15 protein-coding genes are annotated in these 15257 nt (G+C 63.6%); 9 read left to right on the top strand and 6 right to left on the bottom strand.

All coding sequences use genetic code 11. The annotated features are described in order from the left end of the window. Position 1: 1 nt before the first annotated feature. Together VSR72_RS26020 and VSR72_RS26015 are read right to left on the bottom strand one after the other, a co-directional pair. Positions 2-1000, bottom strand: coding sequence for a fatty acid desaturase (locus tag VSR72_RS26020; protein WP_342955227.1), 999 nt, complete (start codon positions 998-1000; stop codon positions 2-4). Positions 1001-1040: 40 nt separating this feature from the next. After that, a complete protein-coding gene (locus VSR72_RS26015; RefSeq protein WP_342955226.1) occupies positions 1041-2084 on the bottom strand; it encodes a sugar ABC transporter substrate-binding protein in 1044 nt (347 codons plus the stop codon). Positions 2085-2237: 153 nt separating this feature from the next. Between VSR72_RS26015 and VSR72_RS26010 the strand changes: the two genes are divergently transcribed. Together VSR72_RS26010 and VSR72_RS26005 are read left to right on the top strand one after the other, a co-directional pair. Further along, complete coding sequence (locus VSR72_RS26010) at positions 2238-3272, top strand: LacI family DNA-binding transcriptional regulator (protein WP_342955225.1); 1035 nt, start codon at positions 2238-2240, stop codon at positions 3270-3272. A 53-nt stretch (positions 3273-3325) separates the two neighbouring features. After that, a complete protein-coding gene (locus VSR72_RS26005) occupies positions 3326-3913 on the top strand; it encodes a flavin reductase family protein (protein ID WP_342955224.1) in 588 nt (195 codons plus the stop codon). 14 nt (positions 3914-3927) lie between these two features. Here the strand turns inward: VSR72_RS26005 and VSR72_RS26000 are convergent, their stop codons facing one another. Both VSR72_RS26000 and VSR72_RS25995 read right to left on the bottom strand, forming a co-directional pair. After that, positions 3928-5223: an MFS transporter gene (locus tag VSR72_RS26000; RefSeq protein ID WP_342955223.1), complete on the bottom strand. Its 1296-nt coding sequence runs from the start codon at positions 5221-5223 to the stop codon at positions 3928-3930. A 53-nt stretch (positions 5224-5276) separates the two neighbouring features. Then, positions 5277-6050: a putative hydro-lyase gene (locus tag VSR72_RS25995; RefSeq protein WP_342955222.1), complete on the bottom strand. Its 774-nt coding sequence runs from the start codon at positions 6048-6050 to the stop codon at positions 5277-5279. 181 nt (positions 6051-6231) lie between these two features. On the opposite strand from VSR72_RS25995, the gene VSR72_RS25990 reads away from it, so the two are divergent. From VSR72_RS25990 to VSR72_RS25975, 4 genes are all read left to right on the top strand, one after another. Then, positions 6232-7164, top strand: coding sequence for a LysR family transcriptional regulator (locus tag VSR72_RS25990; protein ID WP_342955221.1), 933 nt, complete (start codon positions 6232-6234; stop codon positions 7162-7164). A 158-nt stretch (positions 7165-7322) separates the two neighbouring features. Next, positions 7323-8339 carry an SLAC1 anion channel family protein gene (locus VSR72_RS25985; RefSeq protein WP_342955220.1) on the top strand — a complete coding sequence of 339 codons (1017 nt, stop codon included), beginning with the start codon at positions 7323-7325 and terminating at the stop codon, positions 8337-8339. 58 nt (positions 8340-8397) lie between these two features. Beyond that, a complete protein-coding gene (locus VSR72_RS25980) occupies positions 8398-9033 on the top strand; it encodes a TetR/AcrR family transcriptional regulator (RefSeq protein WP_342955219.1) in 636 nt (211 codons plus the stop codon). A gap of 46 nt (positions 9034-9079) precedes the next feature. Then, entirely contained in the window at positions 9080-10063 is a 984-nt protein-coding gene (locus VSR72_RS25975) for an MDR family oxidoreductase (RefSeq protein WP_342955218.1), read from the top strand. Between the two features lie 59 nt (positions 10064-10122). Here the strand turns inward: VSR72_RS25975 and VSR72_RS25970 are convergent, their stop codons facing one another. Further along, the gene (locus VSR72_RS25970) at positions 10123-10989 is read right to left on the bottom strand and encodes an AraC family transcriptional regulator (RefSeq protein ID WP_342955217.1); all 867 of its coding nucleotides are present in this window, start codon (positions 10987-10989) and stop codon (positions 10123-10125) included. Here VSR72_RS25970 and VSR72_RS25965 point away from each other — a divergent pair. Both VSR72_RS25965 and VSR72_RS25960 read left to right on the top strand, forming a co-directional pair. Beyond that, positions 10988-11203, top strand: a complete 216-nt coding sequence (locus VSR72_RS25965) for a hypothetical protein (RefSeq protein ID WP_342955216.1) — start codon at positions 10988-10990, stop codon at positions 11201-11203. The two genes, VSR72_RS25970 and VSR72_RS25965, sit on opposite strands and share 2 nt — an antisense overlap. Further along, positions 11194-12099 (top strand): NAD(P)H-binding protein, encoded by a 906-nt coding sequence (locus VSR72_RS25960; RefSeq protein ID WP_342955215.1) that lies wholly within the window; start codon positions 11194-11196, stop codon positions 12097-12099. The genes VSR72_RS25965 and VSR72_RS25960 overlap by 10 nt, the downstream gene beginning before the upstream one ends. 56 nt (positions 12100-12155) lie before the next feature. Here VSR72_RS25960 and VSR72_RS25955 read toward each other — a convergent pair whose 3' ends face one another. After that, positions 12156-13700, bottom strand: coding sequence for a hypothetical protein (locus VSR72_RS25955; RefSeq protein WP_342955214.1), 1545 nt, complete (start codon positions 13698-13700; stop codon positions 12156-12158). A 509-nt stretch (positions 13701-14209) separates the two neighbouring features. Between VSR72_RS25955 and pstS the strand changes: the two genes are divergently transcribed. Beyond that, entirely contained in the window at positions 14210-15238 is a 1029-nt protein-coding gene (gene pstS, locus VSR72_RS25950; RefSeq protein WP_342955330.1) for a phosphate ABC transporter substrate-binding protein PstS, read from the top strand. Positions 15239-15257 lie beyond the last annotated feature (19 nt).

Genomic DNA, 15257 nt, shown 5'->3' with positions numbered 1-15257 from the left:
GCTACGCCACCGCTTCACCGCGCTTGCCCACCGGCAGATCGCGCACGACCACGCACTCGGGATCGCGCTGCTGGCGTGCGAAGATCGCAAGAATCTCGCGCCATGCGGGCCACAGTCCCGCATAAGGCTTCGGCATTTGCGAAGCCACCGCGTCATGAAAAGCGGGCAACGCATGAAACGGCACGCTCGGATACATGTGATGCTCGATATGGTAGTTCATGTTCCAGTACAGAAAACGCAGCACGGGATTGAGCATCACCGTACGGCTCGACACGCGGTGATCGAGCACATTCTCCTTGAGCCCCGTATGCTGCGTGAGCGCGCACAGTTCATGCAGCCAGGTGCCATAGGCGCGCGAGACGAACAGGAACAGGATCGGCAGCCAGCTATGCGCGATGAGCGCCCAGGCGAACACCGCCACGTAGCACGCGAGCAGCACGCGTGAATTCGCGCACATCTTGCGGTACTCGGCCTCCGGCACCACCTCCTTCGCGCCCTTCGTGATAATGCCGAAGCTGTGCAGCACGATCGCGCCGAGAAACTGCATACCGTGCGAGATACGCACGAAATCCGTGACGAGCTTCAAATAGCTGAGCGGCCGCTTGAACGCCAGTTCGGGGTCCTGATAAGGTTCGGCGGTCAGATGCGTGAAGGTATGGTGCCGCGCATGCAGCCAGCGGCTGTACACCTGCTCGCGCCACGACATGAAGCAGATGATCCAGTAGGCGGTCTCGTTCATCCACCGCGTTTTGAACGCGGTCCCGTGACCCAACTCATGCGCGGCGGCCTCGCTGAACGCGAACACCGTGCCGTACAGCAGGAAGGCGGGAATCGCCCAGGCCGTACCGAGCGAGTACCACGCGAGCACGCCGGTCGCCACGACGAGCGCGAGGAAGCCGCCCACCTGCATGAGCCCCCGCGCGTCGGTGCGAGTGGAGAATGCCTTGAGACGCTTGCGGTCGATCTCCACCCTGTACCACGCATTCATGTCGATGTTCATTGCCGTGCTCCGCGCGAGGTTGTCGCTTTCACGCCTGCTCTTACCGGTACGAACCCGCGTACTTCTGCACGGGCGCGAGGTTGTCGCGCGTGACGAAGCTCGGGCCGGAACTCACCGTCGAACCGGTATAAACCGGCTTGAGGTCGTACTTCGCGAGACGCGCCGCCACCTTCTTGTCGTCCTTGAGCGCGGCGACGATATGGGCCGGGTCGCTGGTCTTGTCGCGCACCGCGATCGCCATGGCCGCCACCGAGAGGTATCCCTGAAGATAGGGCTGCTGATCGATTGCGAACTGGATCTGCCCGGCTTGAATCGCCTTGAGGATGTCCGGCGAAAGATCGAACGTCGCGACATAAAGCTTGCCGGCCTTGCCCGCATCGTTCACGCCGCGCAGCACGCCCATCGCCTGATCGGGGCCGAGCGCGAGAATCGCCTGGGTGTTGGGATGCGAGCGCAGATACGCGGCCACCTTGCTTTCGATAACGGTCGGGTCTTCGCCGCTATCCAGCGTGGACTTCTTGTAATCGGCGCCGATGGCGTCCGCAAAGCCCTTGCAGCGGTCCCACAGCGCCTGGATATCCGCGCCGTGATTCACGCAGAGAAAGTCGTGAATGCCGGCCGCTTTGGCGCGCTCGCCCGCCGCCTTGCCGGCTGCGTATTCGGGCTGACCGACGTGCAGGATCGCGCCGAGCTTCACACCCGCTTCCGGGCCACCGTTGATCGTGATGAGCGGAATATGCTTGGCCTTCACACCAGCCAGACCTGTCTGGATCATCTCCAGATTCGGCACCGTAGTGATGACGCCCGCATAGTTGCGCGCCGAGGCCTGCTCGAGAATGCGCACCATGTCGCCGGTGTCACCCGTGGGCGGATTGCGGTAATCGACCGGCACGCCGAAGTCTTCGCTCGCGTCGCGCATGCCGTTTTTCACGGTGTTCCACCACACGTTCGAATCCGAGCCGTGACTCACCATCACGAAGCGTTCCCCGGCGCGGGCCGTATTCGCCGCGAATCCGCTACAGAGCGCCATTGCCGCGAGCGCGGCCGCGCACACGCGGCCCACGCGAAGTCTCGTCATGTTCATGAGGTTGTCTCCAGTTTGTGTAGTGTTCGGCCCTTGCGTCACTGCCCGCCTGGCACGCTTAGAATGTAGTTGAATGAATTTCCGCTCTCAAACGGATTCTTGAGGAGAATTCCTCAAAATGAATCGTCTAATGAAAAGACACGGAAAGCGCGTATGAACACGAGACGCAAACCCACGATGGAAGATGTCGCCAAAGCCTCGGGCGTGAGCTATTCCACGGTCGAGCGCGTGTTGAACGGGCGAGGCGGCGTGGCGCGCGACAAGGAAGCGCGCGTGCTCGAATGGGCGCGCAAGCTCAAGATGGACCGGGCGCTCGACGAAGTGTCGGTGCGCTGGCTGCGCATCGCCATCGTGACGCAGAAGCCCGATTCGCCCTATTACATCGCCTTGCGTCACGGGTTCGAGCTTGCGCAAAAGTCATTCGAAACCTACCGCGTGATGTGTCAGCTCACGTTCTTCGACGACCTCGAACCGAAGTCGCTCGCGCGCGTGATCGAGCGCGCCGCGCAGAAGGCGGACGCCATGATCGTCGTGGCTTATGAGCATCCCGTGGTGGTGGATGCGCTCTCGCGCGTGGCGCGCAAGATGCCGCTCGTTACCATCGCGAGCGATCTGCCCGACACGGGACGCCTCGCTTACGTGGGCATCGATAACCGCTGCGCGGGGCGCACGGCGGGCGAACTGATGGGCCGCTTTCTGGGCGAGACGGGCGGCCAGGTCATGGTGATCGCGGGCCTGCGCACCTACCTCGGCCACGAAGAGCGCGACGGCGCATTCCGCTCGGTGCTGCGCAGCCGCTTTCCGGCCTGCGAAGTCGTGGCCACGGTGGAAAGCCGCGAAGACGCCGCATCGACCGAACGCCTCACGCGCGACGCCTTCAAGAAGTATCCGGCATTACGCGGCATCTACAATCTTTCGGTTGGCGATGAAGGCATTGCACGCGCGCTCAAGGCGCTCAAGCGTGAGCACGCAACGACCCTGATCGGCCACGAACTCACCGCGATCAGCCGCGCGCTGCTCGCCGAAGGCGTGATGGACGCCGTGCTCGACCAGAGCCCATTCGTCGAAGCGGTGCGCGCGGTAGAGGTGATCCTCGCTCACTACAACCGCGGCGCGGCCGCGAGCCTGCCGCTGCAAACGCCGATGTCGATCTATCTGCAGGCGAATTTGCCGGTTGCAGCGGCTTGAGGCGTTCTGAGGTAAAGTCGCTCGGGTTCCGACTCACAGCGAATCCCACGCCGATGGAAAACCTCTCCACTTTCACGCCGGTGGCGCTCGAACATGCGAGCCGCCTCATCAATCATGGCCCCACGGTGCTCGTCACCAGCAGCGACGGCAAGCGCCGCAACATTATGGCGGCCGCGTGGTCGATGCCCGTGGAATTCACGCCGCCGCGCATCGCCATCGTGATCGACAAGCGCACGTTCACGCGCGAACTCATCCACGCAAGCGGCACATTCGGCGTGATCATTCCGGGCGCCGCCGCAATCGACCTGACCTATGCCGTGGGCAGCGTGAGCGGCCGCGAGACCGACAAGTTCAAGCGCTTCGATATCGCGGCCATTACGGGCCCGAAGCTCGGCTTGCCTTTGCTCGAAGCGGGCTGCCCGGCATGGATGGAATGCCGCCTGATTGCCGAAAAGCATACCGAAGACGCCTACGACACGTGCTTTGCCGAAGTGGTTGCCGCAGCAGCCGACTCGCGCGCTTTCCGCAATGGCCACTGGGAACTCGACAGCAGCAACACGGACCTCCATACGATCCACCATCTCGGCGCCGGCAACTTCGTGCGCGCCAGCGACACGATCAAGGCGCGCGAACTCGCGTAAGCACACAAGCACGATCAAGCCGATTCAAGCTCACGCCCGCGCGTTTCAGGCAGCGTGAGCGCGGCCACGATCAGCACGCCGTAGGCCGCGATCGCGAAGATGCCAATGCTCGGACCGAGACCGAATTGCTTCGCGAGCGCGCCGATCAGAAACGGGAACAGCGCGCCAATGGCACGGCCCACGTTGTAGCAGAAACCCTGTCCCGAGCCACGCACGCGCGTCGGAAAGAGTTCGGTGAGAAACGCTCCCATGCCCGAGAAAATACCCGACGCAAAGAAGCCGAGCGGAAAGCCGAGCCACAGCATCGAGCCATTCGTGAGCGGAAGTGAAGTGTAGGCGAATGCAATCACCATCGAGCCCGCCGCGAACAGAATGAAGTTGGGCTTGCGGCCGATCCGGTCGGTCAGCCACGCGCTCGAGAGATAGCCAACGTATGAACCCGCGATGATCATCGCGAGATAGCCGCCCGTTCCCATCACCGTGAGATGGCGCTCGCTCTTGAGAAACGTAGGCAGCCAGGTGGTAATGGCGTAGTAGCCGCCTTGCGCGCCCGTTGCGAGGAGCGCCGCGCGCACGGTGGTCCAGCGCAGCTTCGGCGCGAAGATTTCCGTGAAGCGCGGCTTGTCGCCCGCTTCGGCCTGCGCCGCCCTGGCGCTCCGGAATACTTCGGGTTCCTTGACATATCGGCGAATCACCAGCACGAGCAGCGCCGGAACGAGACCCACAAGAAACAGCGAGCGCCACGCCAGCTCCGCCGGCAGAACCGAGAACAGCACCGCATAGAGCAGCGCGGCGAGCCCCCAGCCGAGCGCCCACCCCGACTGCACGAGCCCCACGGCCTTGCCGCGGTCCTTCGCACGAATCACCTCGCCGATCAGCACCGCGCCCGCAGTCCACTCTCCGCCAAAGCCGAAGCCCATCAACGCCCGTGCGCCAAGCAGCTGACCGTAGTTCTGCGCGAGTCCGCATAGGCCCGTGAAGATCGCGAACCACAGCACCGTGAGTTGCAGCGTACGCACGCGGCCAATGCGGTCGGAGAGGATGCCCGCGAACCAGCCGCCAAGCGCCGACGAAAGCAGCGTGAGCGTGCCGATGAAACCTGCATCGCCGAGGCTGAGACCCCAGCTCGCCACCAGCGTGGGGATCACGAACGAGAGCATTTGCGTATCCATGCCGTCGAGCATGTAGCCGATCTTGCAGCTCCAGAACGCCTGGCGTGCCTGCGGCGACGCGTGCGCGTACCACGAACGCTCCTGCGCGGAAGACGGCGCGGATTCAGCCGCGGGCGACGCGAGTGTCTTGCTGTCCATCTGTTGCTCCTTTTGATAGACGTGCTAATGAATTTCGGGCGCTTCTGGCGCGCCTAAAACACCGCCAGCGATGCATTGGTAATGTCGGTCATGAGCATGTGGCCCGGCGCGTGCGCAATCGCGAGCGGCAGCTTCGCGTCCATCAACGCTGTTTGGGGCGTCACGCCGCAGGCCCAGTACACCGGCAGCTCGCCCGCGCGTATCGAAACCGCGTCGCCGAACTCGGGGCGCGCGAGGTCGTCAATACCCAGTTCCGCCGGATCGCCGATATGCACCGGCGCGCCGTGCACGCCCGGAAAGCGGCTCGTGATCTGCACCGCGCGGATGGCGTCGGCGCCGCGCATGGGACGCATCGAAACGACGAGATCGCCAGCGAACACGCCCGCACGCTGGTTCGCGCGGCGCGTGCGGTACATCGGCACGTTGCAGCGCTCCTCCACGTGACGCAGCGGAATGCCTTCGAGCGCGAGCATATGCTCGAACGAGAACGAGCAGCCAATGGCGAACACGACGAAATCGTCCTGCCAAAGCGCCTCGAGCGAAGCGACTCGTTCGCTCAGCTCGCCATGGCGATACACGTTGTACGCGGGCACGTCGGTGCGGATATCGATATCGCGGCCGAGCGCCGGCACGCGAAAGTCGCCGGGCTCGCCCACGCCGAGCAACGGGCACGCCTTGGGATTCGCATGACAAAAGCGCAGAAAGTCGTGCGCGTGCGCCTCGGGCAGGATCGCGAGATTCGCCTGCGCGTACTCGCCGCAATGACCGGCTGTGGGGCCGCAAAAGTCGCGTGTGCGCACGGCAAGCCGGAATTCGTATGGGGTCATGGTCTTTGGGCGTGACTTGAAGTTCAGGAGCCGCGGCGAACGGCTCGCCTACTCGTTAGGCCAAAGCATAGAAAAGACAAAAAATTGACGCCAACTAGTTTTTCTTGAGTCGGACGAATAGAATTTCTTAACGAAATCGCGGGTTTTCCCGAGATTTCGACCATCCCCTCGCCCACGCGCCATGAATACGCGATTCCTCGAAACCTTCGTTACGCTCGCGAAGCTGCGCAGCTTTCGCACGACGGCCACGGCGCTGCACGCCACGCCCGCCGCCATTTCGCAGCGCCTCAAAGCGCTCGAAGACGAATTGCAGACAGTGCTCGTCGATCGCGAGAGCCGTGAATTCCGCCTCACGCCCAACGGCGAACATCTGCTGGGCTACGCGAAAGCCGTGGTGGAGGCAACGCGCCAGCTCCAGGCCGCCGCATCCACCGAAGGCGCCATGCGCGGAAAGCTGCGCCTCGGCGTGATCGAAACGGTCGTGCATAGCTGGCTCGCCGATTACATGCGCAGGCTCAGCCAGGACTATCCACAGCTGGAAGTGGAGCTTGCGGTGGATGTGAGCGTCGTGTTGCAGCGCCGCCTCATGGCGGGCGAGCTCGACCTCATCATTCGTGTGGAAGGCAGCGACGAGGCATCCGTAGTGTGCGACGCGCTCGCCAATTACCCCGTGCACTGGATCGCGCGCGCGGGCCTCTTTCCGCCCTCGCGCAGCTCACTCGCGCGGCGCGTGCTACAGCACCCCATCCTCACGTTCGGGCGGGGAACGGCGCCGCATCGCGCGCTGGAAGACATCGTGAGCAAGCTTGCGCTCGCGAACGGGGTGAGCATTTCCGACACGCGCATCACCGGGTCGCCCTCGATTTCCGTGATCGTACAGCTCGTGCGCGACGGGTTCGGTGTCGCCGCCATTCCCCGCCTCTTCGTCGACGACCTCATTGCACGCGGCGAAGTGGTGGAACTGCCGTTGCAGCCATCGCCGCCCTCGATCGTCGTCTCGATGTCGCGGCGCACCGACGCGCCGCTATTCGTGCACGGCGCGGCGAACGCCGCGCGCGCAGCCTGCCACGACTATTGCGCGCACAGCGAAAAGCGGCTGATCGAGCGGCTTTGATGCTTGCGCCCTGCTGGCGCTGGCATTTGCCTCAAGTCGCTATGATCGCGTGTGGCGTGAAACCGCCGCAGATATTTCGCATGCCAAACATTTGAAAACATCCAACGGCGCGTGCGCCGTTCTCCCAAGGCGAATCTAAAAACGGCCAGGAGCCACGCATGAGCGATCGCATCGATACGCCAGCCTCGTATGGCAGCCCGCAGGCAAGCGCGCAAGCCGGACGACTCGGCTACCTACCCGTTGCGCTGTTCGGCTCGGTCATGGGGCTTGCCGGACTCTCGTCGGCCTGGCGCCTCGCGCATCGCATGTACGGCATGCCACTGTGGGTCGCACAACTCATCGGCGTGCTCGCCGTGCTGGCATTCCTGATGATCGGCTTCGGCTACGCCGTGAAATGGGTCACCGGACCCGATGCGGTGAAAGCCGAATTCAATCATCCCGTGGCCGGCAATCTCTTTGGGACGCTGTTCATCAGCCTGCTTCTGCTTCCCATCCCGCTTGCGGATTTAAGCGTGCCGTTTGCGCGCGCGGTGTGGACTGTCGGCGCGATCGGCATGATCGCGTTTGCGTGGTTCGTCATCATGCGCTGGCTCAGTCAGCGTCAGCAACCGTCCCACGCGACACCCGCGTGGATCGTGCCGGTCGTGGGGCTCATCGACATTCCACTCGCCACGCCCGCCATCCAGATCACGGGCGTGAATGGCGTACTGCAACTCGCACTTGCCGTGGGACTCTTTTTCGCTGTGCCGCTTTTCACGCTCGTCTTTGCGCGCCTGATGTTCGAGGAGCCCATGGCCGACAATCTGCAGCCAACGCTCCTCATTCTGCTCGCGCCGTTTGCGGTGGGCTTCTCGGCCTATGTCACCGTAACGGGCGAAGTCGATCGCTTCGCCGACGCACTCTACATGCTCACGCTGTTTCTCCTCACCGTGCTCGTGGGCCGGTTGCGCTATCTCGCCATAGCCTGCCCCTTCCGGCTCTCGTGGTGGGCCGTGAGCTTTCCGCTTGCTGGCTCGGTGAGTTGCGCCGAACGCTACGCCGACCATGCGCCGGGCCCCATCACGCATGGCATCGCGATCTTTCTGCTCGCCACCGTCACGCCGCTGCTGCTCGTCCTGGCCGCCCGCACGTTGTGGGGCGTGCTGCGAGGCGAACTGGAAGCGCTGGCGCACTAGCAACTCGAATACAATCGCCTGCTTGAATTTTATAGACGATCGGTCTAATATCGTCGGCATGGACCCGACCATTGCCAAACCGCGCCGCGGCAGGCCGCCGAAAGACCCGCGCGCGCATGCCGATACACGTGCATCCCTCATTCACGCCGGCATGGAAATGCTGACCGAGCAGAGCTTCGCAGCCACAGGGCTGGACGCCCTGCTCAAGCGCGTGAACATTCCAAAGGGCTCGTTCTATCACTACTTCGAGAGCAAGGAAGCGTTCGGGCGCGAGTTGATGACCGCGTACGATGCGTACTTCTGCGCGAAACTCGACCGCTGGCTGGAGGACGACACGCGCCCCGCCCTGGAGCGGCTTGGCGCCTTCGTCGAAGACGCGAGCAAAGGCATGGCCCGCCACCGTTACACACGCGGCTGCCTCGTCGGCAACCTCGGTGTCGAGGTGGACATCCTGCCCGAGGACTTTCGCGAAACGCTCGAACATATTCTGCAAGGCTGGCAGGCGCGCATCGTGGCGTGCCTGCGCGAGGCCCAGCGCGAAGGCGTGCTCGCGAAGCGAATCGACCTCGCGTCACTCGCCGCTTTCTTCTGGATCGGCTGGGAAGGCGCCGTGCTGCGCGCCCGGCTCGTTCGCAGCGCGGCGCCGCTCGATACATTCTTCAAAGGCTTCATCGCCGGGCTGCCTCGCGCGTGAGGCGCGGCACCGTCAACCGTTCACTGTTTCAGGAGCAGGATGCATCATGTTCAAGGCCATTCTCATTGATAAGGAATCCGGATCGTATGAGGCGCGTATCGCCGGGCTCGACGACGCACGCCTGCCGGAAGGCGACGTGCTCGTCGATGTCGGCTACAGCACGCTGAACTACAAGGACGGCCTCGCGATTACCGGCAAAGGCCCGGTCGTGCGCAGCTTCCCCATGGTTCCGGGCGTCGATTTCGCGGGCACGGTTGCGCAAAGCGCGAACCCCGCCTACGCGGTGGGCGACGCGGTCGTGCTCAACGGCTGGGGCGTTGGCGAACAGCATTGGGGCGGCCTCGCGCAGAAGGCGCGCGTCAAGGGCGATTGGCTCATTGCGCTCCCGGCGGGCTTCACGCCGCGCCAAACGATGGCCGTCGGCACGGCCGGATACACGGCCATGCTCTGCATTCTCGCGCTGGAGCGCCACGGCATCACGCCCGCGCACGGCGACGTGCTCGTCACGGGCGCGAACGGCGGCGTGGGCAGCTTCGCCATTGCACTGCTCACGCGCCGGGGCTATCGCGTAGTCGCTTCGACCGGCAGGCTGCAAGAGGCGGAGTATCTGAAGCAGCTCGGCGCCGTCGAAGTCATCGACCGCGCCGCGCTTTCCGAACCGGGCCGCCCGCTGCAAAAAGAGCGCTGGGCTGCCGCGATCGATTCGGTTGGCGGCCACACATTGGCGAACGTCTGCGCGAGTTTGCGCGCCGATGGCGCGGTGGCCGCGTGCGGTCTTGCACAAGGCATGGATCTTCCTGCCACGGTCGCGCCATTCATTTTGCGCGGTGTAAGCCTCCTCGGCATCAACAGCGTGACGCGTCCTCTCGCGGAGCGGCAGCAGGCGTGGCACGCGCTGGGAGAAACGCTCGACCTGAAGCAACTCGATACGATTACGCATGAAATCGGCCTGGCCGAAGCCATCCCGGCCGCAAGCGAACTGCTCGCCGGGCGTGTGCGCGGGCGGCTGGTCGTGGACGTCAACCGGTAACGAGCGCAGCAGCGGCGATTCAACGCCTCACGATTTCGCCGCTTTGCTGAACCCCGCTTTTACGGCCGCTTCGCAAACTCGCGCGGCGTGGCGCCGAGAAGCCGCGTCATCCAGTGCGCCATATGGCTTTGATGCGAGAAGCCCGCTTCGAGCGCCACCTGGCTCAGGCTCAGTTGGCCTTCGATGAGCAGCGCCCTCGCGCGCTCGACGCGTCGCCGCACGACATATTGATGCACCGGCATGCCTAGCGTTTCGCGAAACAGGGCCTTGAAATGCGGCACGCTCAAGTCGACGAGCGCAGCAAGCTCGCCAAGTGTGAGGCGTTGATCGAGATGGCTCTCGATGTAATCGGTCACGCGCGCGGCCTTGTGGGTCGCAAGCGTTGCGGTGCGGCCTCGCAGCGCTGAATCCGTTGCACCGAGCAGCCGCACCACCATAGCAGTGGAAATGCTTTCGGCGAATAGCGGATCGCAAGCCGTTCCCGCATCGATCTCGGCGAGCAGCGCACCCGCCAGCGCATTGATGCGCGGGTCGCGCAACTGGAGATGCGGCCGGATCTCGCGCTGGCCCCAGGGGTTCTCCATTTGCTGCGCAATCGAGCGCACGAAGCGATCGTCGAACCACACGCGCAGAATCGTGCAGTCCGCGTCGTCAGTCCATTCGCCTTCGACGCCGGCGGGCACCACATCCGCGTCGCCGTGCGCCTGGAGCCGCGATTGACGACGGCCGTCGCACGCGCATCGCGCACGCACCGGCGTGCCGACATGAATGCCGATCCGGTGATACGTCATCGCGGGAAAACGATGCTCCCCCGCACTCACGCGCAGCAGTTCTGCGCCGCCGCCGTGCCAGCCCAACCCAACGCTCGAACGCAGGCTGACGCTTGCTCCAGTCTGCCGGTTCGAATCTGCAGTCACTGCGCTCATGGCATTCCTCTTCGACGCTAAAGCCGTGCGGGAAATCGTGCGATGTTTGCAGCCAGTCTACTGGATTGTCGTCACGCTCGCGCACGGCGCAATGGTGGACGTATTCAATCATCCGTTTCTGCGCAACGCCATCCTTTCCTGCGCGCCCGCCAGCGCTCGTATGCCTACGATGACGCAGACCACGCAAACCAGGAGAAAGCGATTATGTTCGTGATTTTCGGAGCATCGGGCAAGGCCGGGCGCGTCACCGCCGCCGCGTTGCGTCGTGCGGGCAAGCCCGTGCGCGCCGTGGTGCGCAATGCTCGCCATGGAGAGAGTCTCGCGGAGCTGGGCTGCGAAATCGCGCTCGCCGATCTGACCGACCCGCGATCGGTCGCAGCCGCGATAGAAGGCGCCCGCGCCGTTCAACTGCTATGCCCTGTCCCGTCAGGTGACAAGGACCCCGAAACAACCATGCGCACGATGATCGACGTCGCCGCCGACGCCCTGCGCGCGAACCCGCCCGCCACGCTGCTCGCCATTTCCGACTACGGCGCGGAACTGCCGATCAATACGGGCATTACACGGCTATATCACCACCTGGAACAGCGGCTGAAGCCCGTTGCGACGCATCTCACCTTGCTGCGCTCGGCGGAACATATGCAGAACTGGGCGGCGTTCATTCCCGCTGCGCTCGCAACCGGTGTGCTGCCAAGTCTGCATCAGCCTCTCGAGCGCCGCTTTCCCACGGTCGCCGCACAAGACGTTGGCGCGGCGAGCGCCGAGTTGCTGCTCCATCCGCAGCAGTCAGACGAACCGCGAATCGTGAGCATCGAAGGACCGCAGAGGGTCAGCGTGACCGATATTGCGGCGGCGCTCTGCGAAGCGAGCGGTCGCACGATCACGCCCCATGCGTTGCCGCGTGAAGCGTGGACACCGATGCTGCTCAAAGCCGGACTCAGCGAGAATCACACCCGGCTCATCGCCGATCTTTACGACGTCTACAACACAGGCCGCATCGACGTGGAGCCGGAGCGCAGCGAGCGGCGTTTCGGCACGACCGTGTTACGCGACGTGGTCGGCCCACTCGTTGCGAAATTCAGCAGCCAAATGGCGCGCGCGCTGCAATGATAAAAAACGGCCGGGCGTGACGCACGCCCGGCCGCTTCCGCACGACTACGCGGCGATCAGAACCACTTGCCGAACTCGCTGCCCGGCGCAAGCGACACGCCACGCAGCACTTCGCCGAACCCCGCGTTGCGCAGCGTCACGAAGCGCTCGTTCGCAGCACCCGAAGCCGTGGTGTTGCGCAGCACATCGCGCACGGCGACGAGGCGATTCGGGTCCGCGCCCTGGTCACCGTTGCCGCTCACCGTCGAGGTGATCGCCCAGATCGTAACCGTGCCATCCTGCCCGACGTGTCCGGTGATGTTACGCAGGCCGTCCGTGGCCGGCGACCACGGCAAGCCGGTCGCGCTGTTCGTACCCATCGGATAACCTGCTACGGTGTACGAAGTACCCAGGTTCAGGCCGTTCTGCAGCGTGTACGCGAGCTTCCACGACTTCGTCCCTGCGTTGTACACCCACTTCTGCAGGCCCGCGCCGGTCTGCTGCGCGGCGTGCGTGTACAGGTCCGTGCCACCCGAATAGCCGTCGCCTTCGTCGGCGACATAAAGCGTATTCGCGTCGGCAAACCACAGGCCGAACGGGTACGAGAGCGTCGTCGCGGTCTTGTTCGGCGTGGCCGGGAAGCCCGCGAGCACGCATACATTGCTCGGCAAGCCGCTGGTCGTCAGTGTGGCCGCGTCGTACGCAAGCGGGTTGGCCGGCAGCTTCGCGCCCGCCACCGGTACGCCTACGCCGCCCGAGGGACACGCCTTGCCCGTGGTATCGACGAAGTACACCGTGTTCACGCCGTTGCTGCCGCTGCCCTTCGTGAAGTACACCACGTTGTTGAAGACGGTCAGGCCGCGGTAGTTGTCGTCCTTGCCCACCTTGTCGGCCTTCGCACCGAGCTGCGTGACCGAGAAGCTGGCGAGCGGCGTGGGCGTGCCGGGCGTTTGCTGCGCCTCGTGCTGGTGCGTCGCTTCGATGAATTGCGCGCCCGCGCCGAGAATCACGCCCGCCGGCTGCGGGTTCGCACCGTTGCCTGCGTTGCCCACCGTGTAGTAGAAGCCGGTGCCTTCGCCGTTGTCCTTGCCGTTGTTGAGCAACGCAGCGCGGCCGTTATTGCCGCTGTAAGCGTTGGTCTCCGTGAAGGAGAGGTGCCCTTGCGCATCGAGCCGGGCCACGGCGCGATAGAACGCCTGACCGTCCGGATTCGTCGGATCGATCGCGCCCGGCGTATTCGAGTTCGATACGTCGATCGAGTTGACCGGTGCAACGTAGCCCATGAAGGTCAGATAACGACCGTCGCTCGAGAGGTTGAGCGCGAGTTCGGACTTGGAGCTGAAGCTCGTCACGAGCTGGTCATGGTCATGGCCCGGATGCAGACTGTTGGGCACCTCCAGCGTGTGAACGACCTGGCCTCCCGGCATGATCGTATCGAGGAAAATGCGCGACGTGATACCAAAGCTCGGATCGTAGAGCACGTTGTTCCAGACGGCCGGATACGTGCCGTCAGTGGGCGCACCGCCCGTGGGGCAGCTCGCCTGCGCGCTATTGCAATTGGGCGGCAGCGCCGTGCCAGGGGTGACGTTGCTCGACACGTTGTCGTAAACACTGCGACTCACAACGAGCAGACCCGAATCACCGAAGAATGCGTCCGCATTTTGCGCGGCTGCGCCTGCACTGGCACAAACCAGAGCAGCGGCAACCGCAAGACGTGAAGGGCGTGCGGCAAAACAAGCGCCGCACCATGCCGGGCGAAGGGTATTGATGGCCATCTGTAGCGTCTCCGTAAGGAATTACAGGCGTTTTGTCAAGACGAACTCGGGGTCAATCCCGCTTACCGTAGCGAAATTTTGTGAAAGATTTGTTGCAGTCTCGCGGCTTTCGATCACGCCTTTTCCTCTGCGGAATTCGACTTTTTTCAGCGCGAATCTTTGCGTGGAAATTTCGTTTGTTATCCTCATCATCCGTTCGTGCAGTTCACTCGAATGCTTCGTTAAAAATCCGCCGCACGATAGCAGGATTCAATTTGAATCCTGCATTTCATCATCCTGTAATAGTCACTACGCGGAGAAAACCGACTCCGCGACATCCCGCAAAACATGAATAACGGGAGAAGCTCGTGAGACCATTGCCCCCCCTGATTGCCGCGCTCGTTTGCGGCATTTTCGCGTTGACGTGCCGCGCGCAAGATGTGACCGGCTGCGGCAGCACGCTGGCCGCCCCCCTATACAACCATTGGGCCACCGCCTACCAGAAGTCCGGCGGCGGCAAAGTGATCTACCGAAGTACCGGCTCCACGGACGGCATCAAGCAGATCGTCGCGCACACGGTCGACTTCGCCGGTTCCGACGCTCCGCTCACAAGCGAGCAGTTGAGCAAGGAAGGATTGCGGCAGTTTCCCACCGCGATAGGCGGCGTGGTTCCGGTCGTGAATCTTCCGGGCATCAAGGCTGGCCAGTTGATGCTGACCGGCGAAGTGCTGGGCCAGATCTTTCTCGGCAAGATCCTGTACTGGGACGACCCGGCCATCGTGCGGCTCAATCCGAAGATCAAGATGCCCAACACGCCGATCGCTGTCGTCCGGCGTCTGGACGGTTCGGGCACGACGCTGATCTGGACGCACTATCTCTCGCAGGTGAGCCCTGAATGGAAACGCAAGGTTGGCGAAGGCACCAGTGTTCACTGGCCCCTCGGAATAGGCGGCAATGGCAATGAAGGAGTCGCCACTTTCGTGGGCTATTTGCCCGGGGCGATCGGCTATATCGCCTGGGACTTCACGAAGCAGAATCACCTGACTTACACGGCCATGACCAACGCAGCGGGCGTGGTCGTCGAGCCGGGCATCCAGACATTCAGCGCAGCTGCCGCGAATGCGGACTGGTCAAGCTCGCTCTTTCAGGTGCTGACCAATCAGCCAGGCAAGGACGCATGGCCCGTCATCGGCGCGACTTACGTGCTTTTGCAGGCCACGCCAGGCCACTCGGCGCGCAGTGCTGAAACGCTGAAGTTCTTCGACTGGGCGCTCACGCGCGGCGAGCCGACGATTCAGGCGCTCGACTATATTCCGCTGCCTGCCGTAGTGGTGGCGAAAATTCGCGCGCAATGGCACGGCGACAAAAGCGACGACGCCGCCCCCAAAACGGCCGCAGTGCAATAGCGTTCACGTCAGTTCACGC

This window comes from Paraburkholderia sp. JHI869 (assembly GCF_038900775.1).
Lineage (GTDB): Bacteria > Pseudomonadota > Gammaproteobacteria > Burkholderiales > Burkholderiaceae > Paraburkholderia.
Note: the sequence above shows the minus strand (reverse complement) of the source record. Positions and strands in the feature narration are given on the sequence as shown.